At 73.1% G+C, this 17,711-nt stretch carries 18 protein-coding genes and 1 pseudogene; 11 read left to right on the top strand and 8 right to left on the bottom strand.

Translation table 11 applies throughout. From position 1 onward, the window contains the following. Positions 1–140: pseudogene (locus ACFWTE_RS15625) on the top strand (ATP-dependent Clp protease ATP-binding subunit ClpX); the annotation flags it as partial. 144 nt (positions 141–284) lie between these two features. Here ACFWTE_RS15625 and ACFWTE_RS15620 read toward each other — a convergent pair. Next, positions 285–1,091 (bottom strand): cyclase family protein, encoded by an 807-nt coding sequence (locus ACFWTE_RS15620; protein WP_378780089.1) that lies wholly within the window; start codon positions 1,089–1,091, stop codon positions 285–287. Positions 1,092–1,316: 225 nt separating this feature from the next. On the opposite strand from ACFWTE_RS15620, the gene ACFWTE_RS15615 reads away from it, so the two are divergent. The 5 genes from ACFWTE_RS15615 (at position 1,317) to ACFWTE_RS15595 (ending at position 7,174) form a co-directional block, all read left to right on the top strand. Further along, positions 1,317–2,993 carry an alpha-glucosidase gene (locus tag ACFWTE_RS15615; RefSeq protein WP_378780088.1) on the top strand — a complete coding sequence of 559 codons (1,677 nt, stop codon included), beginning with the start codon at positions 1,317–1,319 and terminating at the stop codon, positions 2,991–2,993. A gap of 260 nt (positions 2,994–3,253) precedes the next feature. Then, positions 3,254–4,285, top strand: a complete 1,032-nt coding sequence (locus ACFWTE_RS15610; protein ID WP_378780092.1) for an iron-siderophore ABC transporter substrate-binding protein — start codon at positions 3,254–3,256, stop codon at positions 4,283–4,285. Positions 4,286–4,356: 71 nt separating this feature from the next. After that, positions 4,357–5,322: a FecCD family ABC transporter permease gene (locus ACFWTE_RS15605; RefSeq protein WP_378780091.1), complete on the top strand. Its 966-nt coding sequence runs from the start codon at positions 4,357–4,359 to the stop codon at positions 5,320–5,322. After that, a complete protein-coding gene (locus ACFWTE_RS15600) occupies positions 5,319–6,395 on the top strand; it encodes a FecCD family ABC transporter permease (protein WP_378780087.1) in 1,077 nt (358 codons plus the stop codon). The genes ACFWTE_RS15605 and ACFWTE_RS15600 overlap by 4 nt, the downstream gene beginning before the upstream one ends. Further along, the gene (locus ACFWTE_RS15595; protein ID WP_378780086.1) at positions 6,392–7,174 is read left to right on the top strand and encodes an ABC transporter ATP-binding protein; all 783 of its coding nucleotides are present in this window, start codon (positions 6,392–6,394) and stop codon (positions 7,172–7,174) included. The genes ACFWTE_RS15600 and ACFWTE_RS15595 overlap by 4 nt, the downstream gene beginning before the upstream one ends. Positions 7,175–7,185: 11 nt before the next feature. Here the strand turns inward: ACFWTE_RS15595 and ACFWTE_RS15590 are convergent, their stop codons facing one another. Together ACFWTE_RS15590 and ACFWTE_RS15585 are read right to left on the bottom strand one after the other, a co-directional pair. Then, positions 7,186–7,716 carry a GbsR/MarR family transcriptional regulator gene (locus ACFWTE_RS15590; RefSeq protein WP_378780085.1) on the bottom strand — a complete coding sequence of 177 codons (531 nt, stop codon included), beginning with the start codon at positions 7,714–7,716 and terminating at the stop codon, positions 7,186–7,188. A gap of 52 nt (positions 7,717–7,768) precedes the next feature. Beyond that, a complete protein-coding gene (locus tag ACFWTE_RS15585) occupies positions 7,769–8,365 on the bottom strand; it encodes a TetR/AcrR family transcriptional regulator (protein ID WP_378780084.1) in 597 nt (198 codons plus the stop codon). A 79-nt stretch (positions 8,366–8,444) separates the two neighbouring features. Between ACFWTE_RS15585 and ACFWTE_RS15580 the strand changes: the two genes are divergently transcribed. From ACFWTE_RS15580 to ACFWTE_RS15570, 3 genes are all read left to right on the top strand, one after another. After that, the gene (locus ACFWTE_RS15580) at positions 8,445–8,861 is read left to right on the top strand and encodes a VOC family protein (RefSeq protein ID WP_378780082.1); all 417 of its coding nucleotides are present in this window, start codon (positions 8,445–8,447) and stop codon (positions 8,859–8,861) included. 122 nt (positions 8,862–8,983) lie between these two features. After that, a complete protein-coding gene (locus ACFWTE_RS15575; protein ID WP_378780081.1) occupies positions 8,984–9,814 on the top strand; it encodes a metal-dependent phosphohydrolase in 831 nt (276 codons plus the stop codon). Between the two features lie 112 nt (positions 9,815–9,926). Then, positions 9,927–10,541, top strand: a complete 615-nt coding sequence (locus ACFWTE_RS15570; protein ID WP_378780080.1) for a TetR/AcrR family transcriptional regulator — start codon at positions 9,927–9,929, stop codon at positions 10,539–10,541. A gap of 85 nt (positions 10,542–10,626) precedes the next feature. On the opposite strand, the gene ACFWTE_RS15565 is transcribed toward ACFWTE_RS15570, so the two are convergent. From ACFWTE_RS15565 to ACFWTE_RS15550, 4 genes are read right to left on the bottom strand one after another with little or no spacing between them, the layout of a single operon-like run. Further along, positions 10,627–11,838: an acyl-CoA dehydrogenase family protein gene (locus ACFWTE_RS15565; RefSeq protein ID WP_378780078.1), complete on the bottom strand. Its 1,212-nt coding sequence runs from the start codon at positions 11,836–11,838 to the stop codon at positions 10,627–10,629. After that, a complete protein-coding gene (locus ACFWTE_RS15560) occupies positions 11,838–12,860 on the bottom strand; it encodes a phosphotransferase family protein (RefSeq protein ID WP_378780077.1) in 1,023 nt (340 codons plus the stop codon). Before ACFWTE_RS15560 ends, ACFWTE_RS15565 begins: the two co-directional genes overlap by 1 nt. Continuing rightward, positions 12,857–13,633: an SDR family oxidoreductase gene (locus ACFWTE_RS15555; RefSeq protein ID WP_378780075.1), complete on the bottom strand. Its 777-nt coding sequence runs from the start codon at positions 13,631–13,633 to the stop codon at positions 12,857–12,859. The genes ACFWTE_RS15560 and ACFWTE_RS15555 overlap by 4 nt, the downstream gene beginning before the upstream one ends. 1 nt (position 13,634) lies before the next feature. Continuing rightward, entirely contained in the window at positions 13,635–14,390 is a 756-nt protein-coding gene (locus tag ACFWTE_RS15550; protein WP_378780074.1) for an SDR family oxidoreductase, read from the bottom strand. Between the two features lie 150 nt (positions 14,391–14,540). Between ACFWTE_RS15550 and ACFWTE_RS15545 the strand changes: the two genes are divergently transcribed. Then, on the top strand, positions 14,541–14,834 hold the full coding sequence (locus ACFWTE_RS15545) for a GNAT family N-acetyltransferase (protein ID WP_378780072.1): 294 nt from the start codon (positions 14,541–14,543) through the stop codon (positions 14,832–14,834). A gap of 201 nt (positions 14,835–15,035) precedes the next feature. On the opposite strand, the gene ACFWTE_RS15540 is transcribed toward ACFWTE_RS15545, so the two are convergent. Further along, a complete protein-coding gene (locus ACFWTE_RS15540) occupies positions 15,036–15,992 on the bottom strand; it encodes a zinc-binding alcohol dehydrogenase family protein (RefSeq protein WP_378780071.1) in 957 nt (318 codons plus the stop codon). A gap of 208 nt (positions 15,993–16,200) precedes the next feature. Between ACFWTE_RS15540 and ACFWTE_RS15535 the strand changes: the two genes are divergently transcribed. Then, entirely contained in the window at positions 16,201–17,703 is a 1,503-nt protein-coding gene (locus ACFWTE_RS15535) for a carboxylesterase/lipase family protein (RefSeq protein WP_378780070.1), read from the top strand. Positions 17,704–17,711 lie beyond the last annotated feature (8 nt).

Below are 17,711 nucleotides of genomic sequence, written 5' to 3'. Positions count from 1 at the left end.
TGATGTATGAGGTGCCTTCTCGTGAGGATGTGGGGCAGGTGATCATCAGTCGGGAGACGGTGATCGACAACGTGAACCCCACGATCGTGCCGCGCATCCGTACCGGGAAGAACAGGCAGCGCCGCGACCGCTCGGCCTGACCCGCGGCGCACCGGGCCCACCGCGGTGCGCACGAAGGAGCACGGGCACCGCGGGACACACGGCCCCGGCGCCGCACGGCACACCCCTCCCGGTCGGAGACCGTCCGGGAAGGTGGGCGCACGGGCGGCGGGCCACGGCCGCCCTCACCACAGGGCCAGCACACGGCTCGGACCGCCGGAGGCGTCCAGCCCCGGCAGGACCCCGATGCTGAGCAGCGCACCGCTCGGCGGCAGCCGGTCCAGGCCGGTCAGCGCCTCCAGCCCCCAGCGGTCGGCACGCCCCACCACCTCGTGCGCGGCGAAGTCCGTCGAGGACCCCGGGTCGGTGCTCAGCGTGTCGACGCCCACCCCGGCGATCCGCCTCCGGGCGACCAGGAACTCGCACACCTCCGGGCCGAACCCGGGGAAGTGCCACGAGCCGTCGGCCGCCACCCCGCGCACCGCCTCGTCCCCCCGCTCCCACCGGGTGCTCCACCCCGAGTTCATCAGCACCGCCGCCCCGGCCGGGATCTCGCCGTGCACCCGCTCGAACGCCAGGACGTCGTCGACCGTCACGGTCGTGTCCGGGTCCTCGGCGGCACGGGCCCTGACGTCGATGACCGCCGCGGGGGCGACCAGCTCCTCCGGCCGGATGTCGGGGACCAGGCGGCCGCCGCCGATCACGTGCCCGGGCGCGTCCAGGTGTGTGCCCGTGTGCTCTCCGAAGGTCCACTGCTGGAGGTAGAAGCCGAACTCCCCCTCGGGGGGTGCCGCGGAGACCGTCTCCCTGAGCGGTTTCACGTCGTCCCACCCGGGCATGGCCGGCGAGATCACATGGCTCAGGTCGGCCACCCGGCGAAAGCCCCGGGGCCACGGGCGGGGGGCGGGCGGGGCGGTCGGCGGACCGGCCGGGGAAGAGCCCGTCAGGCCGTTCCGGGCGCGGACGGTCTCACCGGTTCCGTGGAGGCACATGGGGTCCCTTTCGTCGCGTGTCCCCTGCCGTATGCCCGGGTCCGAGGGCGCGCCAACCTGTCTTCGGCCACCTGTGGACACGTGCCCGCCGAGAAGGGGGCCGCCGGGACCACGGGCCCGGGGCCGACCCGCTCGGGAGACCGGGGCCGGGAGGGCGTAGAACTGTCACACTCCGGGCCACTCCAGTAACTTGGCTCACACGCCGCCGTGGAGGAGAGGACCCCTATGTCCCTGGAGCAGAGCACCGACTGGTGGAAGTCCAGCGTCGTCTACCAGATCTATCCGAGCAGCTTCAACGACAGCGACGGCGACGGGGTGGGCGACCTGCCCGGTGTCATCGACAAGCTCGACTACCTGAAACTGCTCGGCGTCGACGTCGTGTGGCTCTCGCCCGTCTACCCCTCGCCGTGGGACGACAACGGGTACGACATCAGCGACTACCGCGACATCCACCCCCGGTTCGGCACGCTGGAGGACTGGGACCGGCTGCGCGACGGACTGCACGAGCGCGGAATGCGCCTGGTGATGGACCTGGTCGTCAACCACACCAGCGACGAGCACCCCTGGTTCACCGCCTCCCGCGCCGGTGATCCCGACAAACGCGACTTCTACTTCTGGAGGCCCGGGCGCGAGGGCGGGCCGCCCAACAACTGGGGTTCGGTGTTCTCGGGGCCCGCCTGGACCCGGGACGAGGCCACCGGAGAGTACTACCTGCACCTGTTCACCCGGCGCCAACCGGACCTGAACTGGGAGAACCCCCGGGTGCGCGAGGCCGTCCACGACGTGGCGCGCTGGTGGCTGGACCGGGGCGCCGACGGGTTCCGCATGGACGTCATCAACTTCGTCTCCAAGACCCGGAGGATGCCCGACGGTCCGGTCACCGGCGACCACGGGTCCTTCGCCGAGTACGCCGTGAACGGTCCCCGCCTCCACGAGTTCCTGCACGAGATGCACCGGGAGGTCTTCGCGGGGCGGGACGTGCTCACCGTCGGCGAGATGCCCGGGGTGGGTGTGGAACAGGCCCGCGTGCACACCAACCCCGCCAACCGCGAGCTCGACATGGTGTTCCAGTTCGAGCACGTGGACCTCGACCACGGGCCCGGGGGGAAGTTCGACCCGCGGCCCCTGGACCTGCGCGCGCTCAAGCGCTCCCTCAACCGCTGGCAGAAGGGCCTTGGCGGGATCGGGTGGAACAGCCTGTACTGGAACAACCACGACCAGCCCCGGGCGGTGTCGCGATTCGGTGACGAGCGGTTCCGCGTGGAGTCGGCGACGGCACTGGCCACGACCCTGCACATGATGAAGGGGACGCCGTACGTCTACCAGGGCGAGGAGCTGGGGATGACCAACGCCCACCTCACCGACATCGGGGACTACCGGGACGTGGAGACCCTCAACCACCACCGCGTCGCGGTGGAGTCCGCTGAGGCGGACCCGGACACCGCCATGGCGGCCATCGCCCGGATGAGCCGGGACAACGCGCGCACGCCCATGCAGTGGGACGCCTCGCCCAACGCCGGGTTCACCACCGGTACGCCGTGGATCGGGGTCAACCCCAACCACGTCGAGATCAACGCGGAGGCCGCCGTCGCCGACCAGGGCTCGGTGTTCCACTACTACCGGCGCCTGATCGCGCTGCGCAAGGAGCACCCGGTGATCGTGCACGGCCGGTTCGAGCCCCTGGCCGAGGAGGACCCCGCCGTGTACGCCTACACCCGGACCCTGGACGACAAGGTGCTGACGGTCCTGGTGAACTGGAGCGCCGAGACAGTGACGCCGGACCTGGACCCCGGGGTCGCCGGACGCGCCCCCGAACGGCTGATCGGCAACTACCCGGAGGGGGAGGGGCTGTTCGCGCCGCTGCGCCCCTGGGAGGCCCGCGTCCACCTGTCGGGGGCCTGACCGCCCGGCACCCCCGGCCCGCCCGCGGCAGCGAGCCGGGGCCGGGGGCGCCGAGCGGCCTTTCGTGACCTGGGACGGAGCCAGCCCCGAGGATTCAGAATTTTTGAAATCCCCTCGAAGTGAGGTTAGACTAACCTTGGTTCTGTCGGGGTTCTCCCGTTCTGTCCTTCATGCTTCCCCTCGGGGCCGATGGCCCCTGCGCGGAACAGGCCCGCCGGGTACGACGCGGCCACCCCCATGACGAAGAAAGCAGTGTGAGCATGGCCTCCACCTTCCACCGCGCCAGCGGCATCGGACTCACCGCCCTCCTCGCCCTCGGCCTCGCGGCCTGCGGCGACACCGGGGAGAACACCGACGAGAGCGGCGGCGGCACGGCGGACGGCGCGTTCCCGGCCAGCATCGAGAGCGCCCTCGGCACCGCCGAGATCACCGAGCAGCCCGAGCGCGTGGTCACCCTGGGCCAGGGCTCCGCCGAGACCGCCATCGCCCTGGGCGTCGTGCCGGTCGGTGTCGAGAGCTACGAGTGGGGCAGCGACGACACCGGGTACCTCCCCTGGATCCACGAGGCCGTCACCGAGTCCGGCGAGGAGCTGCCCGCGCAGTTCGCCGGAGCCGACGACATCGACTTCGAGGCGATCATCGAGCTCGCTCCGGACGTCATCCTCGCCCCCTGGTCCGGCGTCACCCAGGAGCAGTACGACATCCTGAGCGACATCGCCCCGACGGTCGCCTACCCCGAGCTCCCGTGGAGCACCGACTGGGACCAGCAGATCGAGATCATCGGCGAGGCGCTGGGCCGCCCCGACGAGGCACAGGGCCTCATCGAGGACATCGAGGGGCAGTTCACCGAGGCCGCGGCGGCCAACGAGCAGTTCGCCGACCTCAGCTTCTCCTACGTCTACACCGACGGCCCCGGCACGCTCGGCGTCTTCCTCCCCGACGAGCAGCGCGTCGCGATGGTGCGCGGGCTGGGCCTGACCGTGGACCCCGTCGTCGAGACCTTTCCCGAGACCGAGGGCACCGACTCCGCCATCATCGGTCTGGAGAACGCCGACCAGCTCGCCGACAGCGACCTGATCTTCACGTTCTACACCGACGAGGAGACGCGCGCCGAGATCGAGGACCAGGAGCTCTACGCGGCCATTCCCGCCATCGAGAGCGGGGCCGTGGTCGCCGCCGAGGACACCTCCTTCGTCACCGCGTCCTCGATCATCAACCCGCTCACCGTCCCCTGGGTCATCGAGCGCTACGTGCCCCTGATCGAAGAGGCCGCGGCCAACACCGACAGCTGACCCCCACCGGCAAGGCGAACGTGAAGACACTCACGGCGCCGTCCCGCACGGGCCCCGCCCGCGCCGCGCTCATGCTCGGCGCGGGCGTCGCGGCCCTGGCCGGGGCGGCCCTCCTCAGCCTCGTCATGGGCAGCAGACCCACCTCACCCCTGGAGGTGTGGCAGGTGCTCACGGGCGGGGCCGACCCCTTCACCACCACCGTGGTGGAGAGCCGCTACCCGCGCACCCTCCTCGGCATCGTCGCCGGGGCCGCCCTCGCCCTGGCGGGCACCCTCATGCAGGGCATCACGCGCAACCCCCTCGCGGACCCCGGGCTCCTGGGCGTCAACGCGGGCGCCGCCGCCGGGGTGGTCACCGCCACCGCCCTGTTCGGCCCCACCTCCGTCACGGGCACGGTCTGGTGGGCGCTGCCCGGCGCGCTCGTGGCCGGACTGGCCGCCTACACCGTGGGAAGCCGGGGCGGCGACGGCGGCCTGGTCCGCCTCGTCCTGGCCGGGGCGGTGGTCTCCGCCGTGCTCACCGCCTACGTCCAGGCGGTGGCACTGAGCATGCCCGACACCTTCGACAGTTACCGCTACTGGGTGGTCGGCTCCCTGGGCGGTCGCGGCTACGACGTCATCCTCTCCGTGCTGCCCGTCATCGGTGTCGGCGTCCTGCTGGCGTTCCTCGTCGCAGGGGGCCTCAACGCCCTGGCCCTGGGGGAGGAGGCGGCGATCGCCACCGGCGCGAACACCCTGTGGACCCGCTCCGCGGGGCTGGTCGCGGGCACTGTGCTCGCCGCCGGAGCCACGGCGGCGGCCGGCCCCATCGCCTTCGTCGGCCTGGCCGTCCCCCACGTGGTGCGGGCCCTGGTCGGCGTGGACTTCCGCGTCCAGGTACCGTTCGCCCTGCTGGTCGGCCCCACCCTGCTGCTGGTCGCCGACGTCGTCGGCCGCACGATCGTCCGGCCCACCGAGCTGATGGTCGGCGTGGTCACGGCGTTCGTCGGAGCCCCGGTCCTGCTGTACGCGGTCCGGAAGATGCGGAGCGCCCCATGACCCGGACCGCCACCCGGACGCGTCGGCCGCCGCCGCCGCGCCGCGCCACCCCGCCCGTGCTCGCGCTCGGGCCGGTCGCGCTCCCCGTGCACCCGCGCTCCGTCCTGTGGGCGGTGCTCCTCCTGGTGCTCCTGGTCGCCGCCGCGGCGGCGACCCTCGCCCTGGGACGGCTCGGCATCCCCCTCACCCGCCTTCCCGCCGTCCTCGCGGGCGCCGGGGAGGCGACCGAGACGTTCGTCCTCGAACGCCTGCGCGGTCCCCGGCTGGCCGTCGCCGTCGGCACCGGAGCCGCGCTGGGCCTGGCGGGATCGCTCTTCCAGTCCGTCACCCGCAACCCCCTGGGCAGCCCCGACGTCATCGGACTCGGTGCGGGGGCAGGGGCGGGAGCCGCCTTCGCGGCCCTCGTCCTTCCCGGCGTCGTCCCGGTGCCGCTGGGCGCCCTCGCGGGCTCCGCCCTGGCCATGGTGGTCGTCGCCTCGGCCACCGGCACCGGGCTGCGCCACCCGGGGCGCCTCATCGTCGCCGGGATCGGCGTGGCCGCGATGGCGCAGGCGTTCACCCACTTCGTGGTGTCCGTGATGGCCCGGGACCAGGCCGGCGTCCTGTCCGCCTACATCAACGGCAGCCTGGGCGCCCGGGCCTGGGAGCACGCCGCGACCATCTGGGGGGTGCTGCTCCTGGCGCTGCCCTTCGTGGTGGCACTGGCGGGGCCCGTCACCGTCAACGAGATGGGCGACGAGATGGCCGACTCCCTCGGCGCGAGCGCCTCCCGGACCCGGATCGGCGCCGTCGTCCTGTCGGTGGTGCTCTCCGCCGCCGCCGTGAGCGTCGCCGGCCCGATCGCGTTCGTGTCCCTGACCGCCCCGCAGATCGCCCGCAGGCTCAGCGGGGCCCCCGGCCCCAACCTGGCGCTGTCCGCCCTGGTCGGTGCGCTCCTGCTGGTGGCGGCCGACCTGGCCGTGCAGCAGTCGCCGGTCGGCGACGGGCTGCCGGTCGGGATCTTCACCATGGGGCTCGGGGGCGTGTACCTGGGCTACCTTCTGGTTCGTGAATGGCGAAAGGGCGTGCTGTGAGTCCGGTGCTGTCTGCTGAGGGCCTCACCCTGGGGTACGGGGCCGAACCGGTCGTGCGCGACCTGGACCTCGGTGTGGCCGAGGGGGAGTTCACCGTCATCGTCGGACCCAACGGGTGCGGCAAGTCGACCCTGCTCAAGGCGTTGGGCCGCGTCAACAAGCCGATGTCGGGCCGGGTGCTCCTCAACGGCAGCGACATCCGGGGCCAGCGCGCCAAGGCGGTCGCCCGCCAGATGGCGCTCCTGCCGCAGAGCCCGGTCGCGCCCGAGGGCATCACCGTGCGTGCCCTGGCCGCCCGCGGGCGCTTCCCCCACCACACGCTGGTTCGCCAGTGGAGCCCCGAGGACGAGACGGCGATCTCCCGGGCGCTGGAGCTCACCGGGCTGGCCGACCGGGCCGACACCCAGGTCGGTTCGCTCTCCGGCGGCCAGCGGCAGCGCGCGTGGGTGGCGATGGTCCTGGCCCAGGACACCGACGTCCTGCTGCTGGACGAGCCCACCACGTTCCTGGACATCGCGCACCAGTACGACCTGCTGGAGCTGTTCGCCGACCTGCACCGCCAGGGGCGCACGATCGTCGCCGTCCTGCACGACCTGGCCCAGGCGGCCCGGTTCGCGACCCGCCTGGTCCTCATGAACAGGGGGAGCGTGGTCGCGGACGGCGCACCCGGGCAGGTCGTGACCGCGGCCCTGGTGGAGGAGGTGTTCGGGCTGCCGTGCGACGTGGTGCCCGACCCGCGCACGCGGACGCCGCTGGTCATCCCGCACGAGCGTTTCTGAGGCGGCGCCCCTCAGGCGGGGCGGTCCTTGGGCGGCTCCTGGCCCCGCTGGGCCTTGTACTCCTCCCAGTGGGACAGGAGGGTGTCGTGGTAGTCGTCCAGCCAGCTCATGTAGTCGTGCATGTTGCGCAGGCGGTTGCGCGCGGGCGGGCTCAGCGAGGGCAGCCGGTCCAGCGCGGTCGCGGCGAGCTCCCTCTGCCGGCGCAGGTAGGTGCGCTCGTTGCGCAGGAACCCGCCCCACACGTCCTCGTCCATGGTGACCAGCCGTGAGCGCCGGTTCGGCTCCCCGACCAGGGCGACGAAGCCCATCTCCCGCAGGCGGCGCACCGACTGGGACACCGACCCCCGGCTGACCCGGGCGCCGTCGGCGATCTCCTCGGCGCTCACCGCGTCGCGGTCGGCCACGAGCAGGTAGCCCACGATGCGCCCCTCGGTCCTGGGGCGGCCCTGCGACTGCCAGTACTCCGAGAACCGGCCGACGAAGTCGTCGCGGAACCCCTCGTCCCCGTCCGTGTCCGCCGCCGTTCCGGTGCTCTGCGCCATGGGGGCCACGATAGCGTCCGGAAGCGGTCCGAGACCCCGGCCGCCGCCGGGATCACCTGGCGCGCAGAGACTCCAGGATCCCCGAGAGAGCGGTCCAGACGTCGTCCAGGCTCTCGGGGCCCCCGCTGCCGGCCAGCCACAGGGCGGCCTCGTTCATGGCCCCGGACAGCAGGTGGGCCAGGGGCGCCACCGGCTGGGGCCGCAGGACCCCCGCCTCGACGAGGCCGGTGAGCGCCTCCCGCAGGTGGTGTGCCGACCCGGCCTCGTCCAGGGACCGCCAGGCGCTCCAACCGAGCACGGCGGGCCCGTCCACCAGCATGATCCGCCGCACATCCGGTGCGGTACTGGCGCGGAGGAAGGCCCGGCACCCGGCTCTCAGCTGGTCCCACGGGTCCTCGTGCGCGTCGGCGGCTTCCGCCACGGCGCAGGCGACCTCCCCCTGGACCTCCTCCAGGACGGCGTGGAAAAGGCCCGGCTTGCCCTCGAAGTGGTGGTAGAGGGCCCCCTTGGTGACCTCGGCGGCCTCCACGATCCCGCTCAGGCCCACACCGCCGTACCCGTGTTCGGTGAACAGCCTGCGGCCCTCGCGCAGAAGGGCCCTCCTGGTGCGCTCGCGCTGTCGGGCCCGGCTCCCGGTCTCCGCGGACATGTGCCCCCCACCTGTTTGACATACCGACGGTACGTGAATAGCTTACTTCACATACTGACGGTATGCGAAAAGGGGAGTCATGGAGCTCAACGGTTTCTACCCGGTCATCGGCACCACCCGGATCCGGGAGTCGCGGGACTTCTACGTGGACCTGTTCGGCTTCGAGGAGGCCTTCGCGGCCGACTGGTACGTCAGCCTGCGCCGACCCGGACCGCCCGACCGGGAACTGGCGCTGCTCGACCACCGCCACCCCACCCTCCCCGCGGGCTACCGCAAACCCGTCCAGGGGCTGCTGCTCAACTTCGAGGTGGCGGACGTGGACGCCGAGTGGGAGCGCCTCGTCGTGCGCGGCGGGTTGCGCCCCGAGCTAAAGATCCGCACCGAGGACTTCGGGCAGAGGCACTTCATCGTCGCCGACCCCTCCGGGGTCCTCGTCGACGTCATCACCCCCGTCCCGCCGACCGCCGAGTACGCGCAGAACTACACCGCGCCCTGAGGGCCCCGCTCCCGGCAGGCACCCGCGTGCCCGCCCGGCCCCCGTCCCGCCGGGCGGGCAGCGCGGGCGGGCAGCGCGGGCGGGTCTGGCCGGGGGGCCCTCGCGGGGGTACCGTCAGGTCGGTGGCAAGGCCGACGGGACAGGGGGCGTACACCGTGGAGATGACGCTGGACCAGGCCTCGCGCCTGGCATGGTCCGCCCACGCCGGGCAGGTCGACAGGGCGGGACGCCCCTACAGCGAGCACGTGTTCGCGGTCCGCGACCTGCTCGCCCCCCACGGGTTGCACGCCCAGATGGCGGGGGTGCTGCACGACGTCCTGGAGGACACCCCGATCACCGCCGACGACCTGCGCGGCAGGGGGTGCCCGGAGGCGGTCGTGCGCGCGGTGGAGTCGGTGAGCCGCAGGCCGGGGGAGTCCTACGGGGACATGGTGCGCCGGGCCGCGGCCGACCCCCTGGGGCGGCTGGTCAAGCTCGCCGACAACCGCCACAACTCCGACGAGGGCCGTCTGGCGGCGCTGCCGGCCGAGCAGGCCCAACGGCTGCGCGCCAAGTACGCCCGCGCGCGGGAGTTCCTCGAAGGGGGGCCGTCCGCGGCGCCGCCCCCGGGCGCCGGCGCGCCCGGCCCGGCACGGCCGGCGGGGATGGTGGCCACCCCCAGGGCCACCCTCGTGGTGATCTACACCGGCCGCACCGAGGAGTGCCGTGCGTTCTACGCCGCGCTCGGTCTGGGCTTCGTCCGTGAACAGCACGGCGGGGGAGCCCCGCACCACGCCGCGGTGCTGGCCGAGGGCGTGGTGTTCGAGATCTATCCGGCGACGGCCGAGCGCTCCACGGGCGCGGTCCGCCTCGGTTTCACCGTGGACGCCCGGCTCGCCATGCCGCCGCTGGAGCCCGGCCGCCACACCCTCACCGACCCCGACGGCCGCGTGGTGGACGTGGTCGCGGTCTGAGCCCCCGCTGCCGGACATGCGGCCACTCGGTGTGCGCGCGAGGTACCAGCCGGTCGGTATGCTGTCCCGACGGGCGTCCTCAGGACGGCGGGGGCACGAGGTGAGGCAGGACATGGCGCGAGCACAACAGGCGGTCGACCCGGCTACGGGGGGCAGGTCCGTTCCCGAACGGCTGCTCGGGGCGGCGACGAGGCTGTTCGCCGAACGGGGCTACGAGGGGACGTCCGTCCAGGAGGTCGTCCTCGCCGCGGGCGTCACCAAGGGCGCGATGTACCACTACTTCGGGTCCAAGGACGACCTGCTCTACGAGATCTACGCCCGGGTCCTGCGCATGCAGACCGAGCACCTGGTCCGCATCGCCGAACGCGAGGCACCGGTGGTCGAACGCGTCCACGCGGCGGCCGCCGACGTCATCGTCACCAGCGTCGCCAACCTGGACGACACCGTCATCTTCTTCCGCTCCATGCACCAGCTCAGCGAGGAGAAGCAGCGCGCCGTGCGCGCCGAACGGCGCGGATACCACGAGGTCTTCCGCGACATGGTGGCCCGGGGCCAGAGCGAGGGCGTCTTCCGCGCCGACGTCTCGGCGGACCTGGTGGTCAACTACTTCTTCGGCTCGGTCCACCACCTGAGCACCTGGTACCACCCGGGAGGGCCGCTCACCGGCGAGGACGTCGGCCGCCACTTCGCCGATCTGCTCGTGGCGGGGCTGCGCACCGGGGCCTGAACCGCCGGGAGGGGCCGGGGAACGCCTCCCCGGCCCCTCCCCGCCCGGCGTGTGACGCGGGCCCGGAGGGGCCCGGGAACACGACCTAGCGGTACTTGCGCAGCTCGGCCCGGCCGAGGGAGCGCAGGTGCACCTCGTCGGGGCCGTCGGCCAGCCGCAGGGACCGCACGCCCGCCAGCCACCCGGCCAGCGGCAGGTCCTGGCTGACACCGGCGGCGCCGTGCGCCTGGATCGCCTTGTCCATGATCCACTCCACCGTGCGCGGGGTGGCGATCTTGATCGCCTGGATCTCCGTGTGCGCGCCGCGGTTGCCGACCGTGTCCATCAGGTAAGCGGTCTTGAGCACCAGCAGACGCAGCTGCTCGATGGACACGCGGGCCTCGGCGATCCACTCCCGGACCACGCCCTGCTCGGCCAGGGGCCGCCCGAACGCCACCCTGTCCAGTACGCGCCGGCAGGTGAGCTCCAGGGCCCGCTCCGCCATGCCGATGAGCCGCATGCAGTGGTGGATGCGGCCGGGGCCCAGCCGGGCCTGGGCGATGGCGAACCCCTCGCCCTCGCCGCCGACGAGGTTCTCGGCGGGTACCCGCACGTCCTCGAACAGCACCTCCGCGTGGCCGCCGTGGTCGCTGTCGTCGAAGCCGTACACCGACATGCCGCGCCGGACCGTCAGCCCGGGGGTGTCGCGCGGCACCAGCACCATGCTCTGCTGGCGGTGCCGGTCCGCGTCGGGGTCGGTCTTGCCCATCACGATGAATACGGCGCACTCGGGGTTGAGCGCACCGGTGATGAACCACTTGCGCCCGTTGACGACGTACTCGTCACCCTCGCGGACGATGCTGGTGGTGATGTTGGTGGCGTCGGAGGAGGCCACGGCGGGCTCGGTCATCGCGAACGCCGAGCGGATGTCCGCGGCCAGCAGGGGCTCCAGCCACCGCTTCTTCTGCTCGGGGGTGCCGAACATCGTCAGCACCTCCATGTTCCCGGTGTCGGGCGCCGCGCAGTTGAGCGCGGCGGGCGCCAGCCTCGGGCTGCGGCCGGTGATCTCGGCCAGCGGCGCGTACCGGAGGTTGCTCAGCCCGCCGTGCTCCGGGTGTCCGGCCAGGAACAGGTTCCACAGCCCCCGCTTGCGCGCCTCGGCCCGGAGTTCGCGCACGACCGGCGCGGTCGACCAGGGGTCGTCGCGCGCGGCGAGCTGTTCCTCCATCACCGCCTCGGCCGGGTAGACGTGCTCGTCCATGAAGGCCAGCAGCTTCTGGCGAAGCTCCTCGGTCTCCTCGTCGTAGGCGAAGTCCATCAGTCCTCCTTGAGCATGGTGTGGGCGCGCTCCACCAGGGGGGCGACCACGTCGCCGATCCGGTCGAAGCCCGTGCCGACGGTCAGTCCCCTGCTGTGCCGGAAGTGGATGCCCTCCGCGATGACGGCGAGCTTGAAGCAGCCCAGCGCCACGTACCAGCCGAGCCGGGAGACGTCACGGCCGGTCGTGGCGGCGTACATCGCCACCAGTTCCTCCGGCGGGGGGAACCCCTCCGCGGACGTCGCGGGGACCTTGTCGACCCCCACGGGCTGCTGCTGGTAGACGAGCATCAGACCCAGGTCCACGAGGGGGTCGCCGAGCGTGGCCATCTCCCAGTCCAGCACCGCGTTGATGCGGCCCTCCGGTGTGACCAGGACGTTGTCCAGCCTGTAGTCCCCGTGCACGATCGCGGGCGCCGACTGCTCGGGCAGGGTCGCGGCGAGCTTCCCGTGCAGTTCGTCGATCCCCGGGATGTCCCGGCTGCGTGAGGCGTCCAGCTGCTTGCGCCACCGGCGCACCTGGCGCTCCAGGAAGCCCTCCGGGCGCCCGAAGCCGCCCAGCCCGACCTCCTCGGGCACCACCGCGTGCAGCTCGCCCAGGGTCGCGATCAGCTCCTCCGCCACCCTGCGCGCGGTGTCCGGGCCCAGGGGCGCGATCTCGTCCCGGGTGCGGAAGGGCGTGCCCTCCACGTACTCCATGACGTAGAACGGCGCTCCCAGCACGTCGGGGTCCTCGCACAGCAGGTGTGTGCGGGGGACCGGGACGGAGGTGTCCCGGAGCCCGGTCATCACCCGGTACTCCCGGGACATGTCGTGGGCGGTCGCCAGCACGTGTCCGAGCGGGGGGCGGCGCACGACCCAGTCGCCGGTCCCGTCGGAGACCACGTACGTCAGGTTGGACTTGCCTCCCGCGACCACCCTCCCGCGCAGCGGCCCGGAGAGCAGCCCGGGCAGGCCGCCGTCCAGGTGTGCGCGCAACCGGTCCAGGTCGAGCCCGGGAAGTTCCGGGTGTCCCTCACTCATGTGTTCCCCTCGAAAACCTTGGCCTGGAGGCGGCGCATCCCCGTCAGCCAGCGGTCGGTGTCCTCGGCCCTGGCCGCGTAGTAGTCGGCGACCTGGGGGTGCGGCAGGATCAGGAACCGTCCGTCGGCCAGACCGGCCATCACCGCGTCCGCGACCTCCTCCGGGGTGATCGCGTCGGCCGCCAGGATGGCCCTGCCGGTGTCCCCGCTGGACTCCAGCAGGTTCGTGCGCACCCCGAGCGGGCAGATGCACTGGACGGTGATCCCGCGGTCCCCGTAGGTGGCGGACAGCCACTCGCCGAAGGACAGGGCGGCGTGCTTGGTCACCGAGTACGGCGCGCTGCCCAGCATCGTGAGCAGGCCGGCCGCGGACACGGTGGACAGGAAACGGCCGCTGCCCCGTTCCAGCCAACCGGGCACCAGCTCCCGTGCGGCGCGGACGTGCGCCATCACGTTGACCTGCCAGGCGAGGTCCCAGTCCTGCTCGGAGGCCTCCGGGCCGCCGCCCACGCCCACCCCCGCGTTGGCCGCGTACAGGTCGATGGCGCCCAGGTGGGCGCCGGCCTCGGCGATGAGCGCGGTGACACCCGCCTCGCTCGCGGCGTCGCCCGGAACCGCGAGCCCGCCGATCTCGGCGGCCACGGCCTCGGCGGCCCCCGCGTCGAGGTCGTTGACCACCACGCGGGCACCGGCCCCGGCCAGTCGACGGGCGATCGCCGCGCCGATGCCGTTGCCGGCGCCGGTGACGACCACCCCGCTGTCGGTCAGATCCATGTCAGACGCCTCCGGTCAGGGTGACGCCGCCGTCGAGGACGAGCGTGCGGCCGGTGATCCACGCGGCGTCCTCGGAGAGCAGGAACGCGACCGCGCCCGCCACGTCCTCGGGTACGCCCAGACGGCCGAGCGGGTACTCGGCGGCGACCTTCTCCTCGCGGCCCTCGTACAGGGCGGCGGCGAACCTGGTCTTGACCACGGCCGGGGCGACCCCGTTCACGCGGATACCCGGGCCCAGTTCGACGGCGAGCTCCTCGGTGATGTGGATGAGCATCGCCTTTGTGGCCCCGTAGAAGCCGATACCGGGGGCCGGTTTGAGTCCGGCGACGGAGGAGACGTTGACGATCGCCCCCCCGTGCTCGGACATCCAGGCCTTGTACGCCTTCTGCACCCACGAGATCGCGGACAGGGCGTTGACCTCGACGATCTTGCGGGCCGCGTCCAGGTCCAGGTCCACCATCCGCCCGTACACCGGGTTGATGCCGGTGTTGTTGACGAACAGGTCGACGCTGCCGAAGGCCTCCAGCGTCGCGGCGATCGCCTCGTCCTGGTGCTGCGGGTCGTCCGCCCGCCCCGGTACGCCGATGGCGTGTCCGGGGCCGCCCAGCTCCTCGACGGCCTCCCGGAGGGGTTCGGGCTTGCGGGCGGTGACGCACACGCGCGCGCCCTCGTCGACGAGCCGCCGGGCGATGGCCAGGCCGATGCCGCGGCTCGCGCCGGTGACGATGGCGGTCCGGCCGCTGAACCGGGAAGTCATCACGTTCTCCTTAAACCGACTGGTCGGTATGCAACGGAGACTCTACGTCCCCGAAGGTGCGTGCCGCAAGAGGCGCGCGCGTCGCCGAAGCGGGACAATGGCGGCGCGGGCCACGCCCCCCGCCTCCGACCGACAGGATGAGGACTCCCCATGACAGCCGACGTCGTCGACCGGCGGGACCAGCGCCGTTACGAGATCACCGCCGACGGCGAGGTCGCCGGGCACGCCGAGTACATCCTCACCGACGACATGATCACCTTCACCCACACGGAGATCGACCCCGCCTTCGAGGGGCGGGGGCTGGCCGGGGCCCTGACCCGCGCCGCGCTGGACGACGTCCGCTCGCGCGGACTGTCCGTCCTGCCGCTGTGCCCCTACGTCAAGGGGTGGATCCAGCGCCACCGCGAGTACGCCGACCTCGTCTACCGGTCCCCGTCCGCGTAGGCCGGCCGGGGGAGGCGACCGCCGTGCGCCGGCCGCGGACGCGGGGTGGGCCCCGGGGGCGTCCCCGGCGCCGCCACCCGGGCACGGGCCGACCCGGCCTCCGGTGCGGGCCGTCCGTGCCCGCCCCGGCGCATCGTCGGAATCTACGTCATAAAGGTGGCGTTTCGCTTCCATCGGAGGCCGGCGGCCGGCGCCGGATGCTCAGGCGCGGGGATCGAGGGTGAGCTTGCCGATCGTGCCCCTGGACCGCAGTGCCTCGTGCGCGCGGTACGCCTCCGCGAGCGGGTAGGTCTCGCCGAGTACCGGCCTCAGGTGTCCCCCGGCCACCAGCGAGAAGAGCTCCGCCATCGCCGTCCCCATCACCTCGCCCGGCAGCAGCCACGTGTGGGGCAGCCACATGCCGCCCACCGTGGTGGAGAACCGCATCAGGTTGGCCGGCTGGACCGGGCTGGGCAGTTCGCGCGAGGCCATCCCGTAGAACGCCAGGCGGCCGAACGGCGCGAGGGCCCGCACACTCTCGTCGGTCACCCGGCCGCCGACCATGTCCAGCACGATGTCCACCCGGCGGCCGCCGTTGGCCTCGATCAGGGCCTCGGTCATGTCGGGCGCCGCGGAGTCCACGACGGCGTCCGCGCCCAGCTCCCGCGCCAGGTCGCGCTTCCTCTCGCTGCCCGCCACCGCGATGACGCGCCCCGCGCCGAACCGCTTGGCGAGCTGGACGGCGAGCGTGCCCACGCCTCCGGCGGCCGCGTGTACGACGACCGACTCGCCGGGGTCCATCCGCGCGGTCTTGCTGAGCAGCACCCACGCGGTGGCGCCCTGGACGACCAGGGCGAGGGCGTCGTCGTCGGACACCTCGTCGGGGATCTCGAAGCTCATGCCGGGGGCGGCGGTGGCCCGCTCGGCGTAACCGCCGCTGTTGGTCAGGGCGACGACCCGGTGGCCGTCCGGGGTGAGCCCGGCGATCTCCATGCCGGGAACCAGCGGGAGGGTCGCGGGCGACAGGTAGCTGTTCTCCGCCTGGTGCGTGTCGGCGTAGTTGATGCCCGAGCGGGTGACGTCGACGAGCACCTCGCCGGGGTTCGGTACGGGGTCGGGCAGTTCGGTGGCCCTGAGGACCTCGGGTCCGCCGAACTCGGTGATCTGGATGGCGCGCATGGGTACCCTTCGTTCGCGTGTTCATACCGACCGGGTGGTATGTTACCGGCTGCCGTTCGCGCGGGATGTTCGGCCCGCCGGGTGTCGCTGGACGCGCGGGCCGGGTGCGGCGGAGCGAGGTCCGGCGGCGGAGGGCCGCCCCGGGGTCTTGCGCACCCCTACCTAACGTTGTTAGGTGGGGGTGTCGTGAACCGAGGGAAGGACGCACGTGGACGCCGAACACACAGCGAAGACGACGGCCGGACGGGTCCGGGGCGCCACGTCCCAACGATCCGAGAGCGGCGGGGTCACCGTCCACCGCAGCATCCCCTACGCCGCGGCCCCGTTCGGCGACCTCCGCTTCTCGGCCCCCGCGCCCGCACCCTCCTGGGACGGCGTCCGCGACTGCACCGCCTTCGGCCCGCCGCCCCCGCAGGGCGCCCAACTCCTCGGTGCCGCGCCCTGGGACGCGGACACGCCCCTGGACTGCCTCTCGCTCAGTGTGTGGTCGGCCGCGCGTGAGGGCGACCGCGCGCCGGTCCTCGTGTGGATCCACGGCGGCGCGTACATCGTCGGCGCCTCCTCCGAGGCCACCTACGACGGCACCCGCCTGGCCGAGAGCGGGCTCGTGGTCGTCGGTGTCAACTACCGGGTCGGTTTCGAGGGCTTCGGACACGTGCCGGGCCGCCCCGACAACCGGGGGCTGCTCGACCAGGCGGCGGCACTGCGCTGGGTGCGGGACAACATCGCGGCCTTCGGCGGCGACCCGGACAACGTCACGGTCGCGGGGGAGTCGGCCGGTGCCGGATCCGTGGTGTGCCTGATGGCGTCCCCCGTGGCCCAGGGGCTCTTCCGCCGGGCGGTCGCGCACAGTGTTCCCGCAGACATGGTCACCGTGGACACCGCCCGGTCCGTCTCCGAACGCGTGGCCGCCGCGGCGGGGGTCCCCCTGACCGCCGACGCCCTCGCCGAGCTACCGCCGGAGGCGGTGCTGGAGGCCGTCGACACGGTCCTGGCCTCCTCTTCGTCACGGTCCTCCGGCGGTGTGCGCGCCAAGGCCTTCACCTGCTTCGCCCCCGTCGTCGGGGGCCCAGAGCTGCCCCGGCCCCCGTTGGAGGCCGTCGCGAGCGGTGAGGCCGCCGGGGTGGACCTGCTCACCGGGCACAACGCCCACGAGTACCGCCTGTTCACCGAGCTGGGCCAGTCCGTGGAGATCGACGACGAGGCGGCCCTCGCCGTGACCGCGGCCGGTCTCGGGCTCGGAGAGGGCGCGGTCGCCGCCTACCGCTCCGCCCACCCCGGTGCCTCCCTGCGCCAGTTGTACGCCGCCATCCAGGGCGACGCCCTGTTCAACGAGTACACGGTGCGCTTCGCCCGGGCGCACGCCTTCGGCGGGGGGCGCTCCCACCTCTTCCGGCTGGCCTTCGAGAGCCCCGCCATGGAGGGCCGTCTGGGGGCGTGCCACGCCCTGGACCTGCCGTTCGCGTTCGGCAACCTGGACACGGACTTCGCGCTGTTCCTCCTCGGCGGCAAACCGACCGGGGCCCACGAGGCCCTGTCCGCGCGCATGGTGGCGGCCTGGCGCGACTTCGCCGCCACGGGGGACCCGGGGTGGCCCGCGGTGACCGCCGACGCCACCGCGGTCCGGGTGTGGGACGTCGAGGACGCGCTGCGCACCGCGGACGCCCCCGTGCGTGCGCTCTGGTCGGAGGTCTCCTTCGCGCCCAGGTAGCGGGCCCG

It is taken from the genome of Nocardiopsis sp. NPDC058631 (assembly GCF_042716955.1).
GTDB lineage: Bacteria > Actinomycetota > Actinomycetes > Streptosporangiales > Streptosporangiaceae > Nocardiopsis.
Note: the sequence above shows the minus strand (reverse complement) of the source record. Positions and strands in the feature narration are given on the sequence as shown.